The organism is Mesorhizobium sp. P170090 (assembly GCF_057786115.1).
The window spans coordinates 326,595-351,061 of the sequence record NZ_JBYNWH010000001.1 but is presented as its reverse complement, the minus strand read 5'-3'; the positions used below and the strand labels follow the sequence as shown (position 1 = coordinate 351,061).

Genomic DNA, 24,467 nt, shown 5'->3' with positions numbered 1-24,467 from the left:
GGTAAACGCTGCTATCGCGCGTCTGCTTCCGAAGGAGGGCGGATTATCTCCGTACATGTATCCAGAAGATGCCGCGTGGGTGCCGGCTTGTTGCGGTGGCGCCGTCGCCGGATTTTACCGCCAGCCCGCACAATACCCGGCATTTGCCGGATAGACGCCGTGTCGGCATTGGCTGGTTTCGCGGCATGATCCTGAAACCTGCGGGGACTAAGCCGCTCGCGACCGACGCTCCATTTTGGCCGCGCGCGGTCGGACCAAGTCTGCAACAACCAACGAGGGTATCCCATGCAAGGCGTAGCACGAAATTTCTTCACCCTGGCCGTCATCTATTCCCTGTGCGGCATGGCGCTCGGCCTGCATATGGCGATCTCCAATGACCATGGGCAGATGCCGACCCACGCGCACACCATGGTGGCGGGCTGGCTGATGTCGGCGGTGTTTGCCTTCTTCTACCACCTGTTTCCAGCGGTCGGGCAAAAGACGATTGCCGTCGTGCATTTCTGGCTGACGGCAATCTGCGGCATCGCACTGATGATTGGGCTTTACTTTGAACTTGCCGGCCATCCGGAGATCGAGCCGGTGCTGGCTTCCTCCTCGATGGGGTTTTATGCGGCAATGCTGCTGTTCGCCTTCATTTCCTTGCCGGCTGTGTGGAAGAAGGCATGAACAAGCCGACGATCAGGCTTAGGGCACCGTTGTGCTGATACGGCACAGAAGGGCAGCGGTCGATCAAGAAATATCGGCGCCGTTAAGGGTTCATTAAGCTTTACAGGTGTTTACTATGTCCATCCAGTGATCTGGATTCTTACCGAGTGGTTGGAGCCACTTCGTTTGACGCCTCCCTGTTAAACTCCTGAGAGCCGCCTTATCCGCGGCTCTTTTTTTGTCTGCTTTTGGTCCGCTTGGCGCCCCTGCGCAGGCGTTAACCGTTTGTTAAACATGTGCTTGCCTTCGCCGGCGGCGAAGCGCATTTTCAAGCTTCAGTCATCTAGGGTGCCGGCGTGACGGCGAGAAGCCGAATCAGCCGACGGGGCAGTGCAGGGGCGTATCGATGAACGAGCCTTCGAAGGGCATCGCGAAAACCATCAAGCTGGCGGAACGCCGGGTTTTCTCCCAATCCTTCAAACCGCTCTACCAGGAAGGCATGGGCCTGGTCGAACAGGCAGCCGAGTATCTTGACGGCAAGGGCCGGGCCGAGGCCAAGAAGCTGTCCAGGCTGGCGGCGACGCTCTATGCGGCCGAATCGATGCGGCTGACCACAAGGTTGATGCAAGTCGCCTCCTGGCTGCTTTTGCAGCGGGCGGCAAATTCCGGCGAGATGACCCGCGACCAGGTCGCTTCGGAAAAATCCAAGGTGCGTCTCGACACCGCCTCGGCGCATGACGAAGCGGTCGGCTGGGGCGAACTGCCGAAGGATTTCCTCGACCTCGTCACCCGCTCGCTGCGCCTGCAGGCGCTGGTGCGCCGCATGGACGAAGAGATCTATGGCGGCGCGTTTGCCGAGACGCCTGCCGCCGCCCGCCGCGCCAATCCGGTTTCCGACCAGATCACGCTGCTGAACACGGCTTTCGCTCGAGGTTAAACGCCTCCGTTTCCGGTTTGTTCACATTTCGCTGACATCGCTGTGCGCCGGAGGTAGACTTCGCGCATGAGGGAAGCGATTCGCATTATCGGTATCGATCCGGGGCTGAGGCGCACCGGCTGGGGCATCGTCGAGAGCCTCGGCAACTCGCTGCGCTTTATCAGCTCCGGCACTGTACGCTCCGACGACAAGGCGGCGCTGGCGACACGGCTCTGCCAATTGCATGACGGGCTGGCCGAGATCCTGCATGCGGCCATGCCCCAGGAAGCGGCCGTCGAGCAAACCTTCGTCAACAAGGATGCGGTGGCGACACTGAAGCTCGGCCAGGCGCGCGGCATAGCCATGCTGGTGCCGGCGCGCGCCGGCCTTGTTGTGGCCGAATATGCCCCCAATGCCGTCAAAAAGGCGGTGATCGGCGTTGGCCATGGCGACAAGAAGCAGATCCACATGATGGTAAAGGTGCTGTTGCCGAAAGCCGTTTTCGACACCGAACATGCCGCAGACGCGTTGGCTATCGCCATCTGCCACGCGCATCACCGGCAAAGCGTCGCCTACAGGATGGCGCTGGCATGAGGGATCACGCATGATCGGCAAATTGAAAGGCACGCTGGACGAGATCGAGGAGGATTTCTGCCTCGTCGATGTGCACGGCGTCGGCTATGTCGCCTATTGCTCGGCGCGCACGCTGGCCGCGCTGCCTTCGCCCGGCGAGGCGGTGGTGCTGTTCATCGAGACCTATGTGCGCGAGGACATGATCCGGCTCTACGGTTTCCAGTCGGTGCTTGAGCGCGAATGGTTCCGGCTCTTGATGAGCAATGTGCAAGGCGTCGGCGCCAAGGTGGCGCTGGCCATCCTGTCGACGCTGGCGCCGGCAGACCTCGCCAATGCGATCGCGCTGCGCGACATCGCCATGGTCAGCCGCGCGCCCGGCGTCGGCAAGAAGGTGGCCGAGCGCATCGTCACCGAATTGAAGAACAAGGCGCCGGCCTATGCCGGAACCGCCTCCGGCACCATCGGCCTGAAGCAGGAGCTCGGCGAAGGGGTGGCGCCGGCGCCGATTACCGACGCCGTCTCGGCGCTGGTCAATCTCGGCTATTCGCGCGACACAGCAGCCAATGCGGTCGCGGCGGCGCTGAAGACGGCCGGCGAGGACGCCGATGCCCCGAAGCTCATTCGTTTCGGGCTGAAGGAACTGGCGCGGTGAGTGATTGCTTGTCCGGTCCTTTGCCCTGTGCGAGGAAGGCCGCATGAGCCTTTCACCCCGCCTCATTGCCCCGGAAAAGCGCGGCGAGGATGCTGAGCAGACCTTGAGGCCGCAGACGCTCGCCGATTTCGTCGGCCAGGCCGCGGTGCGGGCCAATCTCAAGGTCTTCATTGAGGCCGCCAAGGGCCGCAGCGAGGCGCTTGACCACGTGCTGTTCGTCGGGCCGCCGGGACTGGGCAAGACAACGCTGGCGCAGATCATGGCGCGCGAACTCGGCGTCAATTTCCGCTCGACCTCCGGTCCGGTGATCGCCAAGGCCGGCGATCTCGCCGCACTTCTCACCAATCTCGAAGACCGCGATGTACTGTTCATCGACGAGATCCACCGGCTCAATCCGGCAGTCGAGGAAATCCTCTATCCGGCGATGGAGGATTTCCAGCTCGACCTGATCATCGGCGAAGGTCCGGCGGCACGCTCGGTCAAGATCGATCTTGCCCGCTTCACGCTCGTCGCCGCCACCACCAGGCTCGGCCTTTTGACCAACCCGCTGCGCGACCGTTTCGGCATTCCGGTGCGGCTCAATTTCTATTCTGTCGAGGAACTGGAGCAGATCGTGCGGCGCGGCGCCCGCATCCTGCAAATGCCGCTTGGCGACGACGGCGCGCTGGAGATCGCACGTCGCGCCCGCGGCACGCCGCGCATCGCCGGCCGGCTGCTGCGCCGGGTGCGCGACTTCGCCTCCGTTGCCGGCGACGGTCACGTCGACAAGCAGGTTGCCGACGAAGCCCTGACGCGGCTGGAGGTCGACGCGCTCGGCCTCGACGCGCTCGACCGCCGCTATCTCTCGATGATCGCGCGCAATTTCGGTGGTGGGCCGGTCGGCATCGAAACCATCGCCGCCGGCCTGTCCGAGCCGCGCGACGCCATCGAGGACATTATCGAACCCTATTTGATCCAGCAGGGTTTCATCCAGCGCACGCCACGCGGCCGCGTGCTGACCGCCAATGCCTGGCGCCATCTCGGCCTCGACGCGCCGAAGGATCTGGCGCAGCAGCAGATCAACCTGTTCCAGGAAGAGTAACGGAGATTTGTTCTTCGGAACGGGCCGCCTGCGCAGAATCTCCTCAGGCCTGCCAGCGTGAAGGCGCATTCCTGGATTGTATCGGGCGTCGCAATGTCGGCGCGAACTGCTCCGATCAAACGTCGGAGCCAGAAAAGTGATCACCAGACGCGGGTTCCTGAAATTCGCCGGAGGTTCGTTCCTCTCGCTGGCTTCGCTCAGTGCCTATGCGGTCGGCATCGAACCGATGCTGCTGACCCATGTGAAGCGCTACCGGCTGACGCCGCCGCACTGGCCGGCAGGTCTGAAGCTGCGCGTCGTAGCACTTGCCGACATTCACGCCTGCCGTCCCTGGATGACGCCTGAGCGGATCGCTTCGCTCGTCGAGGATGCGAACGTGCTGAAGCCCGATCTGATCGTACTGCTCGGCGACTATATCTCAGGCATGTCCCTGCTGATGCACCGGGTGGAGGCCCATGAATGGGCGCCGGCCTTGTCAGGACTAAAGGCGCCGCTTGGCGTGCTGTCGATCCTCGGCAATCACGACTGGTGGCACGATCCTTTCGCGCAGAAGGCCGGAGCGGGGCCGACTGTGGCACGCAAGGCATTGGAGGAAGCCGGCATCTCGGTTCTGGAGAACGACGCCGTGCGTCTGGAAAAGAATGGATACGGCTTCTGGATCGCCGGACTCGCCGACCAGCTGGCCCTGTTACCGAACAAGGCCGCAGGCCGCGACAAATTTGAAGGCCTCGACGATCTCGACGGCACGCTGGCCAAGATCACCGACCAGGCACCCGTCATCCTGCTCGCGCATGAGCCTGACATCTTTCCGAAAGTGCCGTGGCGGGTTTCGCTGACGCTGTCGGGACACACCCATGGCGGGCAGGTCAGACTGTTCGGCTATTCGCCGGTGGTGCCGTCCAGCTTCGGCAACCGTTTCGCCTATGGCCATGTCGTCGAGAATGAAGACCGTAACCTGATTGTATCAGGCGGGCTCGGCTTCAGCATCGCGCCGGTGCGCTTTGGCATGCGGCCGGAGATCCTGCAGATCGACCTCGGTTAGGGCATGCCGGTATTCAGGTGATGCCGGCCTGCAAATGAGGTGTTCCTGCGCTTCCGGTAGTCACGGACCAAAGTCCGCTCCCTTCCGGTTCTCGGAACCCCTCGTTTCCGACTCGGCCTGACCTGAAATCTCGACATGCCCTAGGGCTAATGGAGCGAGCGGATTGCATCCATCACGGCGGGTTCGGCCTTTTCGCCGTTGAAGGCATCGACGATGCCGAAGGCGCCGCCAAAACTCCACACCGACCATGAGAAGCCATGCGCCTCGGCGCGCGCGATCATGTCCTTGACATAGGCGGCGCGGTATTTGGGCGGCATCACATAGGGGTTGCCATACTCCTGGCGGATCATGCCGAACTCGCCCAGCGTGATGTTTTCCGGCTTGATGGCGTTGGCCTTCGCCCAGGCCTCGACCTTTTCGAACGGCGCATCCATGACGCCGAGCAGCTTTTCGTCCGTGTCCATGCTGGCGGCTTGTTCATCGAGATAGGCGAGCAGGCCGTTCCGTCTGGTCCATGGCGCCTCGGCTTTTATCTTGGCGCGGATCGCATCCAGCGTCGCATCGAGCTCGGCGCGCGGCACCGCGGTCAGCGGATAGGGCAGCCCGGTAACATAAAGAATGAAATCGCCGGCCCAGGTCGCGCCCTGATGCGTCAGCAGGAACGGGTCGTAGGAGTGGAAGGTCCAGATGAGGTTGTCGTCGGGGATGGTCTTCGGATCGATCTTGACCAGCGAAGCCGCATTGGAATAACAGGCGCCGGTCAGGATCAGCGTCAGCCTGGTGGCCGAGGCGCGCGCGGCCGCGAACAGCTTTTGCTGACGCTCCGGCCACAGGCTGGTGCCATCGCTGTCGCAGTCGACGATAGGCTCGTTCATCGGCTCGAAAGCGACCTGCGCCGGGTCCTCAGTGGCAAGCGTGCGCGCCATTTTGCGGACGACCTCGACATAGGCGTCGAAGGTTGCGGGATCGTCCATCACCTGGCCCATGCCGATCTCGCGGCCGCCGCCGGCCGGGATCAGGTGCATGTCGACGATCACTTTCAGACCGGCCCGGTTGATCATGCGCGCCGAGTCCCGCACGCTGGCATAAAGGTCGTCACGCAGCGCCAGTGTCTGATCCGACATAAACGGCGAGGGATCGACCGGCATGCGCAGAAAGTCGAAACCGGCGGCCTTCAGCGCCTTGAGGTCATCCTCGTTGAGGAACTTGCGCCATTCCGGATAGGGCAGGATGGCTTGTCGGTCGTTCCATTTGTCTTCCCCGACCCAGGTCGTCCACTGGTCGAGGTTGAGGCCGCGCTTCATCGAAAAGCTCGCGGCCTGACCGGGAAGCGCAGACGCCGCCAGCACCAGCAGCGCTGCCATCACGGTCTTGATCATCGCCGTCAACAGTGCCATCCGGTTTGCTGCGCTGGTGATTTTGGCAAGACAGGTGCCCCGCCGGGGGCAAAAAGGAAAGCGCGATGGACGATCATGGTGAATTGGCGGCGCTTGCCGGCGGGCTTTCCGGAGCCTTGACGGAATTCGGCCATCGGCTGATGGCGCGAGTTTATTATGCCGACACCGATTTTTCCGGCGTCGTCTACCACGCGCGCTATCTCGAATTCTTCGAGCGCGGCCGCTCGGACTATCTCAGGCTGGCGGGCGTCCACCACACAGAACTTCACGAAGGCAAGCACGGCGAACGGATCGTCTGGGTGGTGCGGCGGATGGAGATAGATTTCCGCTCGCCTGCCCGCATGGACGATATCCTGACCATCGACACATCAACGCAGGATATTTCCGGCGCCCGCATCGTCATGGCGCAGCAATTGAAACGCGGGACAGAGGTTCTGGTCGAAGCAAAGGTCGAGGCGGCGATCATCGGCGAGAACGGCCGGCCGAAGCGCTTTCCGAAAGAATGGATCGCGGCCTTTCTACCAGGAGCAAGCTGATATCCAGGCCTGCCGGCCGGCAACGAGCGGCCAATCGGCAGCGCATTCGATTGTGGATGGATGGCCCGCGTCGTGCCTTGGCGCGGCAATGCGCCGCGCCATATTTCCTAACCCATCCTTAACCATAACGGTTCATGAAGAGATCGGTGAAGATTGGAAGAATCCGCGCGCCTTCCTTTCACCAATATTTGCCCTGAAAAGGCCGCCAACGGTGCATTTTGGGGTTAATCCGGAAGCCAAGCGCGAACGGACCACAAGGATGCCCATGGGCCAGCCGCCAGCGATGCCCGGAAAATCTTAAGGACTGAAGCATGGAAACTACCGCACTCGCCGATCCGGCAGCGCAATTGTCGATTTGGGCGCTGTTCACACAGGCCAGCTGGGTGGTCAAGCTGGTCATGATCGGTCTGCTCTGCGCCTCGGTCTGGACCTGGGCGATCATCGTCGACAAGCTGGTCAGCTATGCCCGCATGCGTCTGTCGCTCAATCGCTTCGAACAGGTGTTCTGGTCGGGGCAGTCGCTGGAAGAGCTCTATCGCACGCTTGCCGACCGCAAGACCACGGGCATGGGTGCGATCTTCGTTGCGGCCATGCGCGAATGGAAGAAGAGCTTCGAGAAGGGGGCCAAATCGCCGCTCGGCCTGCAGACCCGCATCGACAAGGCGATGGACCTGGCGTTGACGCGCGAGATGGAGAAGCTGGAGGGCCGTCTCGGCTTTCTCGCCACCACTGGTTCGGCCGCACCCTTCATCGGCCTGTTCGGCACCGTCATCGGCATCATGACCTCGTTCCAGGCGATTGCCGGTTCGAAGAACACCAGTCTCGCGGTTGTTGCACCCGGCATTGCCGAAGCGCTGCTGGCGACGGCCATCGGTCTTCTCGCCGCCATACCGGCGGTTATCGCCTACAACAAGCTGTCATCCGACGCGAACAAGATCGCGGTGCGGATGGAAGGGTTCTCGGACGAGTTCTCCGCCATACTCTCGCGCCAAATCGATGAAAAAGTAGCGCCTAAGGGCTGAGGTAAGAAGATGGGTATGTCGGTTGGCATGGCAGGACGCGGCGGGCGCGGACACAGGCGGCGCGGCCGCCACCATGCATTGATGTCGGAAATCAACGTCACGCCGATGGTCGACGTGATGCTGGTGCTCTTGATTATCTTCATGGTCGCCGCACCTATGTTGACGGTCGGAGTGCCGGTCGACCTGCCGGAGACGAAGGCCAAGGCTATGAACGCCGACACCCAGCCGATCACCGTTTCGATCGACGCGGCCGGCAAGATTTTCCTGCAGGAGACCGAAATCCCAAGGGAAGAGCTGGTCGCCAAACTGCAGGCGATTTCCAAGACCGGCTACGAAGAGCGCATCTTCATCCGCGGCGACAAGGCGACCAACTATGGCGCCGCGATGGAGGTCATGGCCCTCATCCAGGCCGCCGGCTACAAGAATATCGGCCTGATTTCACTGCAGCAACAGGATCAGTAGACGCACGATGAAGACCGGCCTCACCACATCGGTGATACTGCATACGGTGGCACTGGCTTTCGGCCTGTTCACCCTGTCGGCGCCGGCCGCGCTGCCGTCTACGGATGTCGAGTCGATAGCGGTCGACATCGTTCCCATGGAAGCCATTGCGCAGACGCTGCAGGGCGACAAGAAGGCGGTGATGCATGAAAAGCCGGCGCCGATGCCGACCAAGCGTCCCGACATCGTGCCAGATGCACAGAAAATCGGCGAGAACAGCGTTGATACCGACAAGCCGGTGACGGACGATCCCAAGCCGAAGCCGGTGGAGAAAACAGCGACGGCTGCTCCGGCGCCGACGCCGACCGAAAAGCCGAAGACCGAGGACACGCCGAAGCCAAAGGAAGCGCCGAAGCCGACACCTGCGACGGAGGTGGCGCCGGAGCCGCAGCCGAAGGAAGAGGTCAAGCCCGAGCCGGTGAAGCAGGTTGAACCGAAGCCGACCCCGGTGAAGGAGCCTGCACCAACACCGCAGCCGGACACGACCGCCGCCATAGAGCCGAAGCCACGCGTGAAGCCCGACGCGGTCGCCGAAGCCATATCGGATCAGCAGCCTCTGGAAGAAGCGCAGCTTCCGACTTCCGCTCCTGCTCCCGAAGCACGGCCGAAGCCGCAGCCGGCGCAGGCCGAAAGCGCCAAGGCACCGGACCGCAAGGACGCTGACAAGCCAGTCAAGGAAGCCTCGTCGAAGCCGAAGTTGGATGACAAGCAGTTCAATGAGGCTGACATCAAGGCTTTGCTCGACAAGCAGAAGCCATCCGGCGGCGGCGCCAAGCGCTCGACCCAGCAGGCATCGCTAGGCGGCGACAAGGATCAAGGCCAGAAGCTGTCGAAGTCCGAGCAAGGGGCATTGGAAGAACAACTCGGTGGCTGCTGGACCCTCCCGGTTGGGCTTGAGGGTTCTGAGGATTTCACCGTGGTGATCCGTTTCAGCCTGGATGCCTCCGGCAAGCTGGAGGGCCGTCCGACCGTCGAGAAGTCCAGCGGCAACCCCCAGTTCGACAGCAGCGCGGTTCGCGCTGTGCAGAAATGCGATGTCGCCGGCCTGCAGGTGCCCGCCGGAAAGCATGACATTTGGTCCGACGTTCGCGTCAACTTCGATCCCAGAGCGATGCTTGGCCTGTAGCCTGAGCACCCAGAAATCAGCAAGAGAAGCGAGAAGACATGAAATCCATCCTCAAGCCGCTCCTGATGGTCGCCGCGATGGCGATGGGCATGAACGCCGTCGTCACCTTGCCTGCTCGAGCAACCCTCGAGCTCAACGTCAACAAAGGCAATGTCGAACCGATGCCGATCGCCATCCCAGATTTCCAGGGAGGGCTCGGCGCGCAGATTTCCGAGATCGTCACCGCCGACCTGAAGCGCTCCGGTCTCTTCGCACCGATAGACAAGAACGCCTTCATCGAGAAGATCGCCAATCCGGATGCGCAGCCCCGTTTCGACGACTGGAAGGTGATCAATGCGCAGGCGCTGGTCACCGGCAGCGTGAGCAAGGAGGCGGACGGCCGAATCCGCGCCCAGTACCGACTATGGGATATTTTTGGCAACCAGCAGATAGCCGGGGAGCAGTTTTTCGCCAACGACGCAAATCAACGCCGTGTCGCCCACATCATCGCCGATGCGATCTATGAGAAGCTCACCGGCGAGAAGGGCTATTTCGACACACGCGTCGTCTTCATCGACGAATCCGGCGCCAAGAATGCGCGTAAGAAGCGGCTCGCCATCATGGACCAGGACGGCGCCAATGTGCGCTATCTCTCCGATGGCCGCTCGATCGTGCTGACGCCGCGTTTCTCGCCGAATCGGCAGGAAATCACTTACATGTCGTATGAAAGCGGCCAGCCGCGGGTCTATCTGCTGCAGATCGAGACCGGACAGCGCGAACTGGTCGGCAACTTTCCCGGCATGACCTTTGCGCCGCGCTTCTCGCCCGACGGCCAGAAGGTGATCATGAGCCTGCTGCGCGATGACGGCAATTCCAACATCTTCGCCATGGACCTGCGAAGCCGCTCGACCACCCGGCTGACCAACTCGACCGCCATCGACACCTCGCCCTCTTATTCGCCCGACGGCAGCAAGGTGGTATTCACTTCCGATCGTGGCGGCCGTGCGCAGATTTATGTGATGGGCGCCGACGGCTCGGGCCAGACCCGCATTTCGTTCGGCGACGGCGTCTATTCGACGCCGGTGTGGTCGCCGCGCGGCGACCTCGTCGCCTTCACCAAGCAGACCGGCGGCGAATTCCAGATCGGGGTCATGAAGACCGACGGTTCGGGCGAGCGCATCCTCTCCTCGGGCTTCCAGCAGGAGGGACCGACCTGGGCGCCCAACGGCCGCGTGCTGATGTTCTTCCGCGACTCCGCCGGCGGCCCAAAACTGGTTTCCGTCGATCTCACCGGCCGCAACGAACAGTCGATCCCGACCGCGAATTTTGCTTCCGACCCGGCGTGGTCGCCGCTGCTGGAGTAACTAAGTTTCGGCCTGGCCCGCTCGCTTCGTTGCAACTCGGCAACACTACCTTAAAAGCCCCGTTTTGGGGCTTTTTTCACGCCAAAGTCGCGTTTTGGCCGCATTTCCGCCTACGGTCCGCGACCATTGTGGCATCAGGTCATTTTGGCTGGGACGGCGGCTGAAACCAAATTTTAACCGTGTTTCTTGAATGCCGGTTAACCCAAACGTGGTTACTGGGTGATCAACGAAGTCACTCGAATACGAAGGAGAGGCGGCATGGGCCGTATCGCAGCACTTACCAGAAACCCGGCGATGATCGCCCTGATCGCGATGCTCGCCGTCACCGGTTGCGCCTCGAAGAAAACCCCGAACAACGCTGCCGATCTCGGTCTCAATGGCGCGGGTGCGGCAACGCCGGGCTCGGCGCAGGACTTCACCGTCAACATTGGCGACCGCATCTTCTTCGACACGGACTCGACCGCGATCCGCGCCGATGCGCAGACGACGCTGTCGCGCCAGGCGCAGTGGCTCAACCAGTACAAGCAGTACGCCATCGTCGTCGAAGGCCATGCCGACGAACGCGGCACGCGTGAATACAATCTGGCTCTCGGCGCCCGCCGCGCCGCCGCCACCCGCGACTTCCTGGTCGCCAGGGGCGTTTCGGCGAGCCGCCTGAAGACCATTTCCTACGGCAAGGAACGTCCGGTCGCGGTCTGCGACGACATCTCCTGCTGGTCGCAGAATTGCCGCGCCGTCACCACGCTCTCCGGCGCCGGCTCCTGATGAGTAAGACGGCGGCCTTAGTCGCATAATTGCAACACTTCCATGCGAAAGGCGGCCTTGTGGCCGCCTTTTTCAGTTTCGGTCCCGGAAACAAACCCGGAAACAAAATTTGGCCGAAGTCTCGCCTCCTGCTAAGAGCCGAGGGCGTCGTGCCGGTCCCACTGTGATCGGAAGGCGCGAACAGGCTCACGATATTCACGGCGAGAGGCACATGCATTTCAGATCGGTCTTGAGCGGCACGCTTGCGCTGCTGCTCGTATCAGGCTTCGCGGCTTCTGCGAGCGGCACCGGACAACCCGCGGATAGCGGCTTTTCCTTCCATCTGCCGACGCTCGGCATTTTCGGCAAGAAGGAGAAGCCGGAGCAGCAACAGATCGCGCAGCAGCAGGACGGCACCGCCGCCGCGGGGCTGGAAGATCAGCTCCGGCAGATGAACGGCAAGCTCGAGGAACTCAACTTCCAGATCCTGCAGATGCAGGAGCAGATGCGCAAGCAGCAGGAAGACAACGAGTTCCGCTTCCAGCAGTTGGAAGGCGGCTCCAGCGGGCAGCCGCCGGCCCAGAAGAAATCGGAGGCCGCGCCGCAGGACGGTGGCGCGGGCACCGGCGTCGCCGAGGCCCCGGCAGACCAGGCGCCGGCCGATGCCGGCGCGCAGCCGGATGGCGGCCAGAGCGTCGGCGAGGTCATCGTCGAATTGCAGACCGGCGATCCCGGCAAGGTGATCAACGGCACGCCGCCCAAGACCTTCGGCACCATCACCGTCGACAAGAACGGCAATGTAATCGACGCCGGCGGCAACACGCAGGCAACCGCGCCGGCGGAAGGTGCGGCTCCCGCCGCCGAGGCGCCGGCTACCGGGGCTAAGACCGGCAAGTCCGACGGCACGGTGGTGGCGGCGCTGCCTGCCACCAACAACCCGGAAGAGATCTACCGCAACTCCTACCAGTTCATCCTGTCGGGCGACTACAGCACCGCCGAGCAGGGTTTTCGCGACCATATCGCCCGGTTCCCGAAGGACGCCAAGGCGGCGGACGCGCATTACTGGCTTGGCGAATCGCTGCTTGGCCAGCAGAAGTATCATGACGCTGCCGAGGTTTTCCTCTCCGCCAGCAAGGACTATCCGAAGGCCAAGAAGGCGCCTGACATGCTCCTGAAGCTTGGCGTGTCGCTGGTCGGCCTCAAGCAGAAGGATGTCGCCTGCGCCACCTTCGGCGAGATCGGCAAGCGCTATCCCGATATTTCGGCCGCGCTCAAGGAACGCGTCAAGCAGGAGAGGGCGCTGGCGGCGTGCTAGTCTTTGCCGTGTCGTCCCTGAACCGGGACCACTTTTGCGCGACATGCATTGATGCTCGATACCGAGCCTGACCTTTCGAATTTTTCGCAGATCGACTTTACCAACGGCGCGCTTGCGGCCGTGTCCGGCGGCAGCGACTCGACCGCCCTCCTTCTTCTCCTCAAGGCTCACCTCGACCGCAGCGCCCCAACAGCCCGGCTGCTGGCGGTGACGATCGACCACGGCCTGCGTCCGGAAGCAGCAGTCGAAGCGCACAGCGTGGCAAAGCTTTGTGCCGAGCGCGGCATCACGCACCGGACGCTCAACTGGTCCGGCGCCAAGCCGTCGGCCGGCCTGCCCGCGGCGGCGCGCGAGGCGCGCTACCGGTTGCTGGCCGAGGCAGCGCAGGCGCAAGGCATTGGTGTGATCGTGACCGGCCACACCGCCGACGACCAGGCCGAGACCGTCCTGATGCGAGCCGCGCGGAATGATGGGCGAGAGTTCGGTGAAACGGCAGGCCGAGGTCTCGCCGGCATGGCGCCGGCCACTCTCTATGACTGGCGGACCTGGATCGCGCGGCCGCTGCTCGGCGCGCGGCGCGCGGCGTTGCGCGCCTTCCTGCAGCGCGAACATGTCGGCTGGGTCGAGGATCCGACCAACATCGACACGAATTTCGAACGCCCGCGCATCCGGGCCGTGCTCGGCGAAGACCGGAGCGGGCAGCGTTTTGCCGAAGCGATCGGCCTGGCCAGGCGGGCCGCCGGCGAGCGCGAACAACTCGGTCGCCGCGCCGCCGCCCTGATCGATGAATTTGCCAGCCGGCCGGCGAGGGGTCTCATCCGTCTCGATCCCGGTCTTGCCGAAGCTGACGACACGCGAGCCGCGGTCTATGCGCTGCGTGTCCTGCTGGCGGCGACGGGCGGCACCGCCTTGTTGCCGGACCAGGCGCGCGGCGAAGCGCTGTTCGAGCAAATGCGGGCCGGTCGGCTTTGCGCCACATTGTCGCGGGCGGTCGTCGATATCAGGCGAAACGGCATCTTCCTGCGCCGTGAATCGCGCGACCTGCCGCGTTCCGCGCCGATAGCTGGCACTCTGCTTTGGGACGGTCGCCGGCGGATCACGCCAGACATCGAAGCCGGGGCGATCACATTGGGCGACAGTTCGGGTGCATGGTTGATCGCGCCGCTTGGCGCTGCTGCCGCCGCCAAAACGCCGATTGCCGGGGGTGGCGCGCCGCCAAGCCTTGTGCGCGCCGCCCTGGCTGCGGAACCGGCGCTATGGCGCGGCGGCGAATGCCTTGGTTTTGCAGGGGATGTAGCGGCGGCGGCGGCAATCGCCGTCAGTCCCGCCGTTGCGCCCTTTGCCCGTTTTCTGCCGTGCTTCGATCTGGTGTTGGCGCAGGCCGTGGCCGAGTTGATCGGCGCACCGCCTGTCTCGGCTTGCCCTTTGGCCGCCACAGTGCCGGTTGATCATGGCGCGAAAGCTTAACCCAGACGTGCTGTTATGCTTGGCAAGGGGGGGCGCTCTCCCTATGTTAGGCGCAAGTTTCCTCTCATGACGCGTGTCCCAGCGGGCACCAACGGGACAATTGATGAATCCGAATTATCGCAATCTCGCGCTCTGGGCGATCATAGCGGTCCTGCTCATTGCTCTCTTCAATCTGTTCCAGACGCCGCAGACTCGCGGGGCCTCGACCGACGTTCCCTATTCGCAGTTCCTGCAAGAGGTCGCGGCCGGCCGGGTCAAGACGGTGGTCATCGCCGGCGCCCGCATCACGGGCACCTACGCCGACAACGCCAATGGCTTCCAGACCTATTCGCCTGGCGATCCGCAGTTGGTCTCGCGGCTGCAGGACAAGAACGTCACCATCAATGCGCGGCCTGAGTCGGACGGTTCCAACTCGCTGTTCAGCTATCTGATCTCCTACCTGCCGATGATCCTGATCCTTGGCGTGTGGATATTCTTCATGCGCCAGATGCAGTCCGGCTCCGGCCGCGCCATGGGTTTCGGCAAGTCGAAGGCCAAGCTTCTCACTGAGGCGCATGGCCGCGTCACCTTCCAGGATGTCGCCGGCGTCGACGAGGCCAAGGAAGATCTGGAAGAGATCGTCGAGTTCCTGCGCGATCCGCAGAAGTTCCAGCGCCTCGGCGGCAAGATCCCGCGCGGCGTGCTTCTGGTCGGACCTCCCGGCACCGGCAAGACGCTGCTCGCCCGCTCCGTCGCCGGCGAAGCGAATGTGCCGTTCTTCACCATTTCGGGTTCCGACTTCGTCGAGATGTTCGTCGGCGTCGGCGCAAGCCGTGTGCGCGACATGTTCGACCAGGCCAAGAAGAATGCTCCCTGCATTATCTTCATCGACGAAATTGACGCTGTCGGCCGCCATCGCGGCGCCGGCCTCGGCGGTGGCAATGATGAGCGCGAACAGACGCTGAACCAGCTGCTGGTCGAGATGGACGGCTTCGAGTCCAACGAGAGCATCATCCTGATCGCCGCCACCAACCGGCCCGACGTGCTCGATCCGGCGCTGCTGCGTCCGGGTCGCTTCGACCGCCAGGTGGTGGTGCCGAACCCCGACATCGTCGGCCGCGAGAAGATCCTCAAGGTGCATGTGCGCAACGTGCCGCTGGCACCGAATGTCGACCTCAAGGTGATCGCACGCGGCACGCCGGGCTTCTCGGGCGCCGACCTGATGAACCTTGTCAATGAATCCGCTCTGATGGCGGCGCGCCGCAACAAGCGCCTTGTCACCATGGCCGAGTTCGAGGACGCCAAGGACAAGATCATGATGGGCGCCGAGCGCCGCTCGTCGGCCATGACCCAGGCCGAAAAGGAACTCACGGCCTATCACGAGGCCGGCCACGCCATCCTGGCGCTCAACGTGCCGTCGGCCGATCCGCTGCACAAGGCGACCATCATCCCGCGCGGTCGCGCGCTCGGCATGGTCATGCAACTGCCGGAAGGCGACCGCTATTCGATGAGCTACAAATACATGATCTCGCGGCTTGCCATCATGATGGGCGGCCGCGTCGCAGAGGAGTTCAAGTTCGGCAAGGAGAACATCACCTCCGGCGCGTCCTCGGACATCGAGCAGGCGACAAAGCTGGCGCGCGCCATGGTCACGCGCTGGGGCTTCTCCGACAAGCTCGGCCACGTCGCCTATGGCGACAACCAGGAAGAGGTTTTCCTCGGCCATTCGGTGGCGCGCACGCAGAACGTCTCGGAAGAGACTGCGCAGATCATCGACGCCGAAGTACGCCGCCTGATCGACGAGGCCTATGTCACGGCCAAATCCATTCTGACCAAGAAGAAGAAGGAATGGATCGCTCTGGCGCAGGGCCTGCTCGAATACGAGACGCTTTCGGGCGAAGAGATCAAGCAGCTGATCGCCGGGCAGAAGCCCGCGCGAGATTTGGGGGATGACACCCCCACAAGCCGCGGCTCGGCTGTGCCGAAGTCCGGCCGCCGCAAGAAGGGTCCCGAGCCCGAAGGCGGCATGGAGCCTCAGCCATCGAGCTGAGCTGACATCACTTGATGCAAGAAAACGCCGCGGCTCAATCCGCGGCGTTTTGCTATTCAGGGTCTCTCAAAGAGCATGCGGGACGGATGCATTTGCTTGGCCGGGGCGCACACCGTCAGTCCGGCCAGCATGTTGCTTGCCCCATCTGGCCAGCGGGATCAGGGCATTGTCCAGCTCGATGCCGAATTCGGTAATCGAGTATTCGACCCTCGGCGGCACCTCGGGAAAGATTTCGCGATGGACGATGCCGTCGGCCTCCATTTCGCGCAGCTGTTGGATCAGCATCTTTTCGCTGATGTCAGGCACCAGCCGCTTCAGCTCACCGAATCGTGCCGGCGCCTTGTGAATCTGCCAGAGCAGTAGCGCCTTCCATTTGCCGCTGATGACCTCCAGCGCCGGCCCCAATCCGCAACTATCTGGCTGTTTCTTTCCCATGTTTCATCCAATTCTGAGCAATCGGTGGGTAGCTTACATTTTTGTCGGTACTTGAGAAAAACCAAGCCGGTCCATAGCTTCAAACCAGCTCGCCGGCATCGGCGAACACCACAACTTCATATCGGTACCTCGCTTCGACCTGCAAAGGCCGTCGGCGGCCGGATTTTGTCAAAAAGGGATGGATCATGACACGATACGCAAACAAGAAGGCCGTTGTCATCGGCGGGACGCACGGCATGGGGCTCGCCGTTGCCGAAGCCCTGATCGAAAGCGGCGCCGAGGTCCTGGTCACCGGCCGCGACCAGCGCAACATCGAGGCCGCGCGAGCCAAGCTGCTTTCGCGAGCTCATGTCGTGCGGTCCGATATCTCAGACATGGCCGATATCGTCACGCTCGGTGCCGAAGTGGGGCAGAAGCTTGGCCAGATCGACTTCCTTCACGTCAATGCCGGGGTGGCCAATCTCGAACCCGTGGAGCGGGTCACCGAGGACAGTTACGATCGCACCTTCGACATCAACACCAAAGGCGCTTTCTTCACCGCGCAGCGCCTGCTGCCCCTCATCAGGGATGGTGGCGCCATAGTCTTCACCTCGTCGATCGCCGACGAATCCGGCACCGGCGGCATGAGCGTCTATTCCGGATCGAAGGCGGCACTGCGCGCCTTCGCCAAGGTCCTGGCGGCCGAGCTTCTGCCGCGCCGCATCCGCGTGAATGTGGTCAGCCCTGGTTTCATCGATACGCCGACGATGGGTGTGGCCGACGCCTCGGCCGAGGAGCGGGCCGCCTTCATGGCGATCGGCGACGCGGTCACACCGATGAAGCGCCACGGCACGATGGAGGAGGTGGCGCGCGCAGTGCTGTTCCTGGCGTTCGACGCGACCTTCACCACGGGCGCGCGGCTGACCGTGGACGGTGGCCTTGGCCAGGACCTGAGCCCGACACCGGCGTAACCGCGCAACAAACCAAGGAGAAGCAGAATGAGCGACATAACAGTAATCGGTCTCGGCGCCATGGGCACTGCGCTTGCCGAAGCCTTTCTGAACCAGGGACATGCGGTGACGGTGTGGAACCGTTCTCCGGCAAAGGCTGAGGCTTTGGCAGCCAAGGGCGCCATTGTGGCCAAGAGTGTCGAGGAAGCCGTTAGATCGAGTCCACTGATCGTGGCGTGCCTGCTTGTCTATGACACCGTTGGTGAGGTGCTCGACCCAAGCCGAGCGGCGCTGTCGGGCCGCACATTGGTCAATCTCACCAACGGCACGCCCGAGCAGGCGCGGGCGATGTCGGGCTGGGCGGTGAGCCAGGGCGCCAGCTATATCGACGGCGGCGTCATGGCGGTGCCGCCGATGATCGGCGGGCCGCACGCCTTGATTCTCTACAGCGGTTCGCGCCAGGCGTTCGATGCCTGTTCGGGGCAGCTCGGAGCGCTCGGCACCAGCAAATTCCTCGGTGAGGATGCTGGCCTCGCGCCGCTCTATGATATCTCGCTTCTGACCGGCATGTACGGCATGTTCGCGGGCGTTCGGCAGGCGTTGGCATTGACGGGCGCAGCAGGAATCCCGGCCGGCGAGTTCATGCCGCTGCTGGCCTCCTGGCTTCATTCGATGCAAGGCCTGCTGCCGAAGTGGGCCGAACAGATCGACAATGGCGATCACACCAGCAATGTCGTTTCCAACCTGGGCATGCAGGCTGATGCCTACGTCAATCTCATCGATGCCAGCAGGTCGGCTGATGTCAGCACCGAACTCGTCCTGCCGATGCAAAGCCTGTTGAAGCGCGGGGTGGCTGCCGGCCAGGCCAATGCCGATCTTACAAGCCTGGTCGCACTGCTCCAGCTTTCGAAACAAGGCGCTTGACGGCGCAAGACCCAAGAGAAGGCCGCCAACCTTGCGGTTGGGGGCCTTCGATCTTCAAACGCTGCTGGTCGATTAGCTCTTCAGCTTGGCGTTGCAGAGGCTGTAATAGCCGCCGCCCTTCTGGATCCAGCGAAGGCCGTTCAACGTACCCGCGTCCTTGTTGCCGTGGTAGCCCTGCAGGCAGGTCTTCATACGCGCCTTCGAGGGCTTCTCGGTCTTGAATTCGGCGGCGAGGGTGGTCGGGAATGTCACGCCCGTCGGCGCTACAACGGGGGCGACCGCCGCGCTGGTTTCCTTCTTCGGCTGCGGCTGGGTTTTGACCGCATCCGTACTGGCACTCTCCGCAGCTGACGTCGCACACTTCTCGGTGCGGAAAGCGGTCCAATCCATGCCGTTCAGAGTGCCGCCTTCCTTGGCTGTGCGATAAGCCTCGCCGCATTCCTTCATTGTCAGTGCGCTTGCAGGGGCGACGCTCCACGCAATCCATGCCGTCACAGCCAATGCCGCCAATTTCAATCTGGACATAAGACTCTCCTGGTTGACAAAAGTTCGATGTCCTTTTGTATACCATTTGTTCTGCATATGTTCAATTGGAATCTTTGCGAACCACCGATATGTCTGGGTGGGCAGTGTGGGCGAATAGATGATGCCGACAGCTTCCGCGATATGTAGACGTCGATCAACGCCGGGTGTGTTCGAGCGCAATAAAAAGGCCCGCGCATGCTGCGATGCGCGGGCCTCTGTCTGGAGAATATGGCTACGCGATCAGCTCTTCAGCTTGGCATTGCAGAGGCTGTAGAAGCCGCCGCCCTTCTGGATCCAGCGCAGGCCATTCAGCGTGTTGGCATCCTTATTGGCGTAGTAGAGCTCGAGGCAGGTGTGCATGCGGCCCTTGGCCGGCGTCTCGCCGGCGTATTTCTTCGAGATCGCGGCCGGGAACTTCACACCCTTGGGAGCGGTGACCGAGGGCTTCTCGGGCTCGCTGGTATAGGTCGCCTCGCTCGGAGCGGGCACGGTGTCGTCGTCATCTGCGCCTGCGCCGCATTCGGCCTTGCGGAAGTCGTTCCACTTCTTGCCGCCCAGAGTATTGGCAGACTTGGCAGCCTGGTACTTGGCGCTGCAATCGGCCATGCTCAGGCCCTTGCCGCTGCTGTCGGCAGCTGCCTTGGTGGTTGCCTTGGCGGGTGCTGCCGCGGCCGAGGCCCCGGCGGCGCATTCGGTCTTGCGGAAGTCGTTCCACTTTGCGCCATTGAGCGTACCGGCGGCCTTTGCCGCCTGGTACTTGGTGCTGCATTCCTTGGCCGTCAGGCCCTTAGCGCCATCGTCGGTTGTGGCTGCGGCCTTGGTCGTGGCCTTGGCGGGTTCTGCCGCGGCGGATGCGCCGGCGGCGCATTCGGTCTTGCGGAAGTCGTTCCACTTTGCGCCATTGAGCGTACCGGCGGCCTTGGCAGCCTGGTATTTAGCGCTGCATTCCTTGGCCGTCAGACCCTTGGCGCCGTCATCAGCAGCGGCGGCGGCCTTGGTCGTGTCCGTCTTGGCCGCAGCGGCCTTCTTGGCCGCCGGCTTTGCGGTCTCGGTGGTGGCCGCCGCGTCGGTGCCGCACTCGGCCCTCCGATACTGATTCCAGGTCTGGCCGTTCAGCGTGCCGGCGTCCTTGGCGGCATTATACTTGGTACTACACTGGGCCATGGTCAGCGCGCTGGCGGGCGCCGCCATGAACAAGGTTGCGACGGCAAGACCCGTCAAAGTTGCAAGTCGGTGGATGAGCATGGCGTTCTCCCGTTGCTGCGCCCATAGGTTGTACCTGTGTCAATCAATAGCTCTCAACGCTAGGCTGCGCCAGATGCTAAACGGCGTTCTCCCGATAAGGTGATGGACCCTTGCGATCTGCCGCTCCAACAGTCCGGCTTACCGGCCCAATCTGCGCAGTGTGGCCCAGTGTGAATGCTATATTGCGGCAACACCGTGTCATGATACGCTGCCAACGCTCCGAACAGCCTGCTACAATGATTTTCTAAGAATTGGTAATATACAATCACACAATGTGATAGTCGGGCTCGGACCAATTGTGGCATTACGAGCCGGCTGAAAACCGACGGGGATTCTGGCAAGCATGGCAGGACGTTATTTTGGCACCGACGGCATTCGCGGGCGCGCCAACAAGTTTCCGATGACGGCTGAGATCGCGATGCGGGTCGGCATGGCCGCCGGCCTGTCGTTCCAGCGCGGCAGCCATCGCCACCGCGTCGTGCTCGGCAAGGACACCAGGCTGTCCGGCTACATGATCGAAAACGCCATGGTGTCCGGCCTGTGCGCGGCCGGCATGGATGTGTTCCTGCTCGGCCCGATCCCGACACCGGCGGTCGCCATGCTGGTGCGCTCGCTGCGCGCCGATATCGGCGTCATGATCTCGGCCTCGCACAACCCTTATTACGACAACGGCATCAAGCTGTTCGGTCCCGATGGCTACAAGCTCTCCGACGAGATCGAGGAGCGCATCGAGAGCATGCTCGACAAGGATATCGAACTGGCGCTCGCCGATTCCGACGGGCTCGGCCGCGCCAAGCGCGTCGACGGCGTGCATGACCGCTACATCGAATTCGCCAAGCGCACGCTGCCGCGCTCGATGTCGCTGTCGGGTCTCAGGATCGTCGTCGATTGCGCCAATGGCGCAGCCTACAAGGTGGCGCCCGCCGCACTTTGGGAACTGGGCGCCGAGGTCATTGCCATCAATGTCGATCCGAACGGTTTCAACATCAACAAGGAATGCGGCTCGACCCATCCGGCCGGCCTGCAGAAGAAGGTGCATGAAGTGCGCGCCGATATCGGCATCGCACTCGACGGCGATGCCGACCGTGTCGTCATCGTCGACGAGAACGGCACCATCGTCGACGGTGACCAGATCATGGCGCTGATCGCCGAGTCCTGGCACCAGAGCGGGCGACTGGCCGGCGGCGGCGTCGTCTCGACGGTGATGTCCAATCTCGGCCTCGAACGCTTCCTTGGCGACATGAAGCTGCAGCTGCATCGCACCAAGGTCGGCGACCGCTATGTCGTTGAGCATATGCGCGCGCACGGGTTGAATGTCGGCGGCGAGCAGTCGGGCCACATTGTGCTGTCCGATTTCTCGACCACTGGCGACGGGCTGGTCTCGGCGCTGCAGGTGCTGGCCTGCATCAAGCGGCAGAACCGGCCGGTCAGCGAATTGTCGAAGAAATTCGAGCCGGTGCCGCAACTGTTGAAGAATGTCCGCATCGCCGGCGGCAAGCCGCTTGAAGAAGCCTTGGTCAAGGCGGCGATCGAAGATGCGCGCAACCGTCTAGGCAAGGCCGGCCGCCTGGTTATCCGGCCCTCGGGCACCGAGCCGCTGATCCGCGTCATGGCCGAGGGCGACGACCCACAGCTGGTCGAGGCCGTGGTCAACGACATCGTCGACATCATCTCGGAAACGCGCAGCGCCGCCTGATTGCGCTGCCTCCGACGGGAGGGGCGAACTGCCGGCTCAAGACTTCAAGCCCGCCTGCAGGCGGGCTTTTTGTTTCGGCCAGGGTTGGTCCCAGCGTCATGGCGGCGGAGGCCGTTTGCTAAAATGTCGAGAATTCGTGGTTAATCGACAGGGTTAAACGCCTTTTAACTTTTGCAATTCATTATCCACAACTGAGGTCAAACACATTCGAGCGGATTCAAAGTTCCGACGGGTTCTCAGGGGTGACAAACATGTTCAATGCAGCAAAAATGGCTTTCCTTGCCGCGCTGTTCGCAGGCGTGGCCGGGCCAGTATTCGCCGCCGATCTGGCGGAGCCGCCAGTGGTCGAAGAGGCGCCGGCGCCGATCGCCTATGAACAGCCGGCCGATTTCGGCGGCTGGTACATCCGCGGCGATATCGACTATCACTGGTCGAAGTTCCGCGGTGGTGACTACACCACCTACAGCCCGGCACCGCCCCAACTCCCCGGTTCGTTCGCCTCCGGCAAGTTGAAGAGTTCCTTTTCGGCCGGCGCCGGTGTCGGTTACCAGGTCAACCGGTACTTCCGCACCGATCTGACCTTCGACTGGATGGGCAAGTCCAATTTCCGCGGCTCGACCAATGGTTTCTGCGGCGGCGGCATAGCTTGTACCTCCGTCGACACATCGTCCTATTCGGCGATGCTGCTCCTGGCCAATGCCTATGTCGATATCGGCACCTGGCACGGCGTGACGCCCTATGTCGGCGCCGGCATCGGTGGTGCCTGGGTCAAGTGGGATACGCTGCACAATACCGATCTCGATGGCTCCTTCGAGCACAGCGGCGGCAAGGGCTGGCGCTTTGCCTATGCCCTCATGGCCGGCGCCTCCTACTGCCTGACCGACCGGGTCAAGCTCGATCTCGGCTATCGCTACAGCCACATCAATGGTGGCAAGATGTTCAACTACGCCTCCGACAGCGATGTCGGCCCGGGCTTCGATCGCGGCATCAACGTGCACGAAGTGCGCGGCGGCCTGCGCTACCAGTTCGGCCGGTCGGACTGCGCCCCGCCGCCGGAGCCCTACGTTCCCGAACCGGAGCCGGTCTACACCAAGTAGTCGCTTCGAAATCCAGGAATTTGCGAACCGCCCGGCCATGCCGGGCGGTTTTTGTTTGCCGATTGCGGTGCACTTCCAGGCCGCGGCGTGCGGAGAGAAAGCCTATCGAAATCAAATCGGTAACGTCGCGTTATCCTTAACCCGCACTTAACCACTATGGTTAACAATGCCTACTGAAACGGCGCTTGCGATCAAAATGAAGAGCGCCAATTTCAGGAGCCGGGGACCCATGAATTTCAAATTGCTGACAGCGCCGGCACTTGCCGCACTCGCGCTAGCGCTGCTGACGCCGGCGCAAGCCGCGGACTACGACCCGCCGATCTATGTCGATCAGGCGCCGGACTATCAACCGGTCGAGGTCGGCTCGGGCTGGTATCTGCGGGGGGATGTCGGCTACGCGTTCAGCCATCCCTTCGAGCATGAGGAAGCGACAACCGGCCCGCTTAACAGCTTTACCGATGAGAGCAGCCTTTTCACGGGCAGTTTCGGTATGGGGTATCATGTCAACGACTATCTTCGGGTCGAGCTGAACGGCGGGATTCTTCCGACCGACAAATTCGGGGAACACGCCAAGTTGGCAGCCACTTGCGACGGCCATACGCTTGTGGACGACGGTTTTGGCACCATCAATTCCGTCGCGGCTACGCAGGCATGCGATCTTTCCGACAATGCTTCCAACAAAGGCTACAGCATCATGGCCAATGGCTATGTCGATCTCGGCACCTATGTTGGAATCACTCCATATCTTGGCGGAGGGGTCGGTGTCGCATACAATAAATATTACAGGAGCATTGGGGCGAAGGATTGCGTGGAAGTGGCCCCCAATTCGTCCGGCACGGGCGGGTTCTCTTGTGATGATCCGGCCGGCTACGAGGGTGCAACGGATAAAGAGGGCAAATTCAACCTTGCTTATTCGATAGGGGGCGGTCTTTCCTATCAGGTGGCCAAGAACGTGTCGGTTGACCTTGGCTACGAATATTTCTCGGTGCCGGGCGCCAAATACGTCGCTTATGACAGCGGCGCCTTCAACATCCACAAGGGCATCAATTATCAGACGGTCAAGTTCGGGCTGCGCTACGACCTCTGGTAGGCTGGCTGCAGATACGAAACCCGACGGCGGATCTCTTCGATCCGCCGTTTGCGTTTGGGCTCACGAAATCCTGATCCCGGACTGCTTCTATCTTGTCAGCGACAAAAACTTTCCTCTTGACGCCTGAGGGCTGAACG

24 protein-coding genes are annotated in these 24,467 nt (G+C 62.4%); 20 read left to right on the top strand and 4 right to left on the bottom strand.

Going from position 1 to position 24,467, the window contains the following annotated elements; translation table 11 throughout:
• Window positions 1-285: 285 nt before the first annotated feature.
• The 6 genes from AC3EML_RS01755 to AC3EML_RS01730 all read left to right on the top strand — a co-directional run bounded on the left by AC3EML_RS01755 (window position 286) and on the right by AC3EML_RS01730 (window position 4,909).
• The gene (locus AC3EML_RS01755) at window positions 286-666 is read left to right on the top strand and encodes a hypothetical protein (protein ID WP_023668767.1); all 381 of its coding nucleotides are present in this window, start codon (window positions 286-288) and stop codon (window positions 664-666) included.
• A 385-nt stretch (window positions 667-1,051) separates the two neighbouring features.
• Window positions 1,052-1,582, top strand: coding sequence for a protease adaptor protein RcdA (gene rcdA / locus AC3EML_RS01750; RefSeq protein WP_023668768.1), 531 nt, complete (start codon window positions 1,052-1,054; stop codon window positions 1,580-1,582).
• 66 nt (window positions 1,583-1,648) lie between these two features.
• The gene (gene ruvC / locus AC3EML_RS01745; protein WP_023668769.1) at window positions 1,649-2,155 is read left to right on the top strand and encodes a crossover junction endodeoxyribonuclease RuvC; all 507 of its coding nucleotides are present in this window, start codon (window positions 1,649-1,651) and stop codon (window positions 2,153-2,155) included.
• 10 nt (window positions 2,156-2,165) lie between these two features.
• Window positions 2,166-2,786, top strand: a complete 621-nt coding sequence (gene ruvA / locus AC3EML_RS01740; protein ID WP_352520847.1) for a Holliday junction branch migration protein RuvA — start codon at window positions 2,166-2,168, stop codon at window positions 2,784-2,786.
• Between the two features lie 43 nt (window positions 2,787-2,829).
• The gene (ruvB, locus tag AC3EML_RS01735) at window positions 2,830-3,867 is read left to right on the top strand and encodes a Holliday junction branch migration DNA helicase RuvB (RefSeq protein ID WP_023688958.1); all 1,038 of its coding nucleotides are present in this window, start codon (window positions 2,830-2,832) and stop codon (window positions 3,865-3,867) included.
• A 136-nt stretch (window positions 3,868-4,003) separates the two neighbouring features.
• Entirely contained in the window at window positions 4,004-4,909 is a 906-nt protein-coding gene (locus AC3EML_RS01730; RefSeq protein WP_352520848.1) for a metallophosphoesterase, read from the top strand.
• Between the two features lie 146 nt (window positions 4,910-5,055).
• Here AC3EML_RS01730 and AC3EML_RS01725 read toward each other — a convergent pair whose 3' ends face one another.
• A complete protein-coding gene (locus AC3EML_RS01725) occupies window positions 5,056-6,306 on the bottom strand; it encodes a glycoside hydrolase family 5 protein (protein WP_352520849.1) in 1,251 nt (416 codons plus the stop codon).
• A 65-nt stretch (window positions 6,307-6,371) separates the two neighbouring features.
• Between AC3EML_RS01725 and ybgC the strand changes: the two genes are divergently transcribed.
• From ybgC to ftsH, 9 genes are all read left to right on the top strand, one after another.
• Complete coding sequence (ybgC, locus tag AC3EML_RS01720; protein WP_460221903.1) at window positions 6,372-6,842, top strand: tol-pal system-associated acyl-CoA thioesterase; 471 nt, start codon at window positions 6,372-6,374, stop codon at window positions 6,840-6,842.
• 311 nt (window positions 6,843-7,153) lie between these two features.
• Window positions 7,154-7,864, top strand: a complete 711-nt coding sequence (gene tolQ / locus AC3EML_RS01715; RefSeq protein ID WP_023673844.1) for a protein TolQ — start codon at window positions 7,154-7,156, stop codon at window positions 7,862-7,864.
• Window positions 7,865-7,873: 9 nt separating this feature from the next.
• A complete protein-coding gene (tolR, locus tag AC3EML_RS01710; protein ID WP_023673843.1) occupies window positions 7,874-8,326 on the top strand; it encodes a protein TolR in 453 nt (150 codons plus the stop codon).
• A gap of 7 nt (window positions 8,327-8,333) precedes the next feature.
• Window positions 8,334-9,491 carry an energy transducer TonB family protein gene (locus AC3EML_RS01705; protein WP_352520850.1) on the top strand — a complete coding sequence of 386 codons (1,158 nt, stop codon included), beginning with the start codon at window positions 8,334-8,336 and terminating at the stop codon, window positions 9,489-9,491.
• A gap of 38 nt (window positions 9,492-9,529) precedes the next feature.
• Entirely contained in the window at window positions 9,530-10,834 is a 1,305-nt protein-coding gene (tolB, locus tag AC3EML_RS01700) for a Tol-Pal system beta propeller repeat protein TolB (RefSeq protein WP_023673841.1), read from the top strand.
• 258 nt (window positions 10,835-11,092) lie between these two features.
• Entirely contained in the window at window positions 11,093-11,599 is a 507-nt protein-coding gene (gene pal / locus AC3EML_RS01695) for a peptidoglycan-associated lipoprotein Pal (protein ID WP_488505141.1), read from the top strand.
• A 211-nt stretch (window positions 11,600-11,810) separates the two neighbouring features.
• Window positions 11,811-12,893 carry a tol-pal system protein YbgF gene (ybgF, locus tag AC3EML_RS01690; RefSeq protein ID WP_488505140.1) on the top strand — a complete coding sequence of 361 codons (1,083 nt, stop codon included), beginning with the start codon at window positions 11,811-11,813 and terminating at the stop codon, window positions 12,891-12,893.
• Between the two features lie 51 nt (window positions 12,894-12,944).
• Complete coding sequence (gene tilS / locus AC3EML_RS01685; RefSeq protein ID WP_352520852.1) at window positions 12,945-14,360, top strand: tRNA lysidine(34) synthetase TilS; 1,416 nt, start codon at window positions 12,945-12,947, stop codon at window positions 14,358-14,360.
• Between the two features lie 103 nt (window positions 14,361-14,463).
• Complete coding sequence (gene ftsH / locus AC3EML_RS01680) at window positions 14,464-16,389, top strand: ATP-dependent zinc metalloprotease FtsH (RefSeq protein ID WP_023673598.1); 1,926 nt, start codon at window positions 14,464-14,466, stop codon at window positions 16,387-16,389.
• Between the two features lie 66 nt (window positions 16,390-16,455).
• Here ftsH and AC3EML_RS01675 read toward each other — a convergent pair whose 3' ends face one another.
• Complete coding sequence (locus tag AC3EML_RS01675) at window positions 16,456-16,824, bottom strand: winged helix-turn-helix transcriptional regulator (protein WP_352520853.1); 369 nt, start codon at window positions 16,822-16,824, stop codon at window positions 16,456-16,458.
• Window positions 16,825-17,009: 185 nt separating this feature from the next.
• Here AC3EML_RS01675 and AC3EML_RS01670 point away from each other — a divergent pair, with 185 nt between their 5' ends.
• Both AC3EML_RS01670 and AC3EML_RS01665 read left to right on the top strand, forming a co-directional pair.
• The gene (locus AC3EML_RS01670) at window positions 17,010-17,774 is read left to right on the top strand and encodes an SDR family oxidoreductase (protein ID WP_023744988.1); all 765 of its coding nucleotides are present in this window, start codon (window positions 17,010-17,012) and stop codon (window positions 17,772-17,774) included.
• Between the two features lie 27 nt (window positions 17,775-17,801).
• Window positions 17,802-18,677 carry an NAD(P)-dependent oxidoreductase gene (locus tag AC3EML_RS01665; RefSeq protein ID WP_352520854.1) on the top strand — a complete coding sequence of 292 codons (876 nt, stop codon included), beginning with the start codon at window positions 17,802-17,804 and terminating at the stop codon, window positions 18,675-18,677.
• Between the two features lie 72 nt (window positions 18,678-18,749).
• On the opposite strand, the gene AC3EML_RS01660 is transcribed toward AC3EML_RS01665, so the two are convergent.
• Both AC3EML_RS01660 and AC3EML_RS01655 read right to left on the bottom strand, forming a co-directional pair.
• Entirely contained in the window at window positions 18,750-19,382 is a 633-nt protein-coding gene (locus tag AC3EML_RS01660; protein ID WP_488505138.1) for a hypothetical protein, read from the bottom strand.
• Between the two features lie 60 nt (window positions 19,383-19,442).
• A complete protein-coding gene (locus AC3EML_RS01655) occupies window positions 19,443-20,447 on the bottom strand; it encodes a hypothetical protein (RefSeq protein ID WP_352520855.1) in 1,005 nt (334 codons plus the stop codon).
• 343 nt (window positions 20,448-20,790) lie between these two features.
• Between AC3EML_RS01655 and glmM the strand changes: the two genes are divergently transcribed.
• From glmM to AC3EML_RS01640, 3 genes are all read left to right on the top strand, one after another.
• A complete protein-coding gene (gene glmM / locus AC3EML_RS01650; RefSeq protein ID WP_023704880.1) occupies window positions 20,791-22,143 on the top strand; it encodes a phosphoglucosamine mutase in 1,353 nt (450 codons plus the stop codon).
• A 251-nt stretch (window positions 22,144-22,394) separates the two neighbouring features.
• Window positions 22,395-23,240, top strand: a complete 846-nt coding sequence (locus AC3EML_RS01645; protein WP_023673590.1) for an outer membrane protein — start codon at window positions 22,395-22,397, stop codon at window positions 23,238-23,240.
• A gap of 229 nt (window positions 23,241-23,469) precedes the next feature.
• On the top strand, window positions 23,470-24,330 hold the full coding sequence (locus tag AC3EML_RS01640) for an outer membrane protein (RefSeq protein WP_352520856.1): 861 nt from the start codon (window positions 23,470-23,472) through the stop codon (window positions 24,328-24,330).
• Window positions 24,331-24,467: the final 137 nt, after the last annotated feature.

Bases quoted from the DNA above. Each gene is read 5' to 3' on its own strand.
- glmM (WP_023704880.1), top strand. From the start codon at position 20,791: ATGGCAGGACGTTATTTTGGCACCGACGGCATTCGCGGGCGCGCCAAC.
- tolQ (WP_023673844.1), top strand. From the start codon at position 7,154: ATGGAAACTACCGCACTCGCCGATCCGGCAGCGCAATTGTCGATTTGG.
- AC3EML_RS01705 (WP_352520850.1), top strand. From the start codon at position 8,334: ATGAAGACCGGCCTCACCACATCGGTGATACTGCATACGGTGGCACTG.
- pal (WP_488505141.1), top strand. From the start codon at position 11,093: ATGGGCCGTATCGCAGCACTTACCAGAAACCCGGCGATGATCGCCCTG.
- AC3EML_RS01755 (WP_023668767.1), top strand. From the start codon at position 286: ATGCAAGGCGTAGCACGAAATTTCTTCACCCTGGCCGTCATCTATTCC.
- ftsH (WP_023673598.1), top strand. From the start codon at position 14,464: ATGAATCCGAATTATCGCAATCTCGCGCTCTGGGCGATCATAGCGGTC.
- AC3EML_RS01655 (WP_352520855.1), bottom strand. From the start codon at position 20,447: ATGCTCATCCACCGACTTGCAACTTTGACGGGTCTTGCCGTCGCAACC.
- tolB (WP_023673841.1), top strand. From the start codon at position 9,530: ATGAAATCCATCCTCAAGCCGCTCCTGATGGTCGCCGCGATGGCGATG.
- AC3EML_RS01670 (WP_023744988.1), top strand. From the start codon at position 17,010: ATGACACGATACGCAAACAAGAAGGCCGTTGTCATCGGCGGGACGCAC.
- tolR (WP_023673843.1), top strand. From the start codon at position 7,874: ATGGGTATGTCGGTTGGCATGGCAGGACGCGGCGGGCGCGGACACAGG.
- rcdA (WP_023668768.1), top strand. From the start codon at position 1,052: ATGAACGAGCCTTCGAAGGGCATCGCGAAAACCATCAAGCTGGCGGAA.
- tilS (WP_352520852.1), top strand. From the start codon at position 12,945: ATGCTCGATACCGAGCCTGACCTTTCGAATTTTTCGCAGATCGACTTT.
- AC3EML_RS01665 (WP_352520854.1), top strand. From the start codon at position 17,802: ATGAGCGACATAACAGTAATCGGTCTCGGCGCCATGGGCACTGCGCTT.
- ruvB (WP_023688958.1), top strand. From the start codon at position 2,830: ATGAGCCTTTCACCCCGCCTCATTGCCCCGGAAAAGCGCGGCGAGGAT.
- ybgC (WP_460221903.1), top strand. From the start codon at position 6,372: ATGGACGATCATGGTGAATTGGCGGCGCTTGCCGGCGGGCTTTCCGGA.
- ruvC (WP_023668769.1), top strand. From the start codon at position 1,649: ATGAGGGAAGCGATTCGCATTATCGGTATCGATCCGGGGCTGAGGCGC.
- AC3EML_RS01645 (WP_023673590.1), top strand. From the start codon at position 22,395: ATGTTCAATGCAGCAAAAATGGCTTTCCTTGCCGCGCTGTTCGCAGGC.
- AC3EML_RS01675 (WP_352520853.1), bottom strand. From the start codon at position 16,824: ATGGGAAAGAAACAGCCAGATAGTTGCGGATTGGGGCCGGCGCTGGAG.
- AC3EML_RS01640 (WP_352520856.1), top strand. From the start codon at position 23,470: ATGAATTTCAAATTGCTGACAGCGCCGGCACTTGCCGCACTCGCGCTA.
- ruvA (WP_352520847.1), top strand. From the start codon at position 2,166: ATGATCGGCAAATTGAAAGGCACGCTGGACGAGATCGAGGAGGATTTC.
- AC3EML_RS01725 (WP_352520849.1), bottom strand. From the start codon at position 6,306: ATGGCACTGTTGACGGCGATGATCAAGACCGTGATGGCAGCGCTGCTG.
- ybgF (WP_488505140.1), top strand. From the start codon at position 11,811: ATGCATTTCAGATCGGTCTTGAGCGGCACGCTTGCGCTGCTGCTCGTA.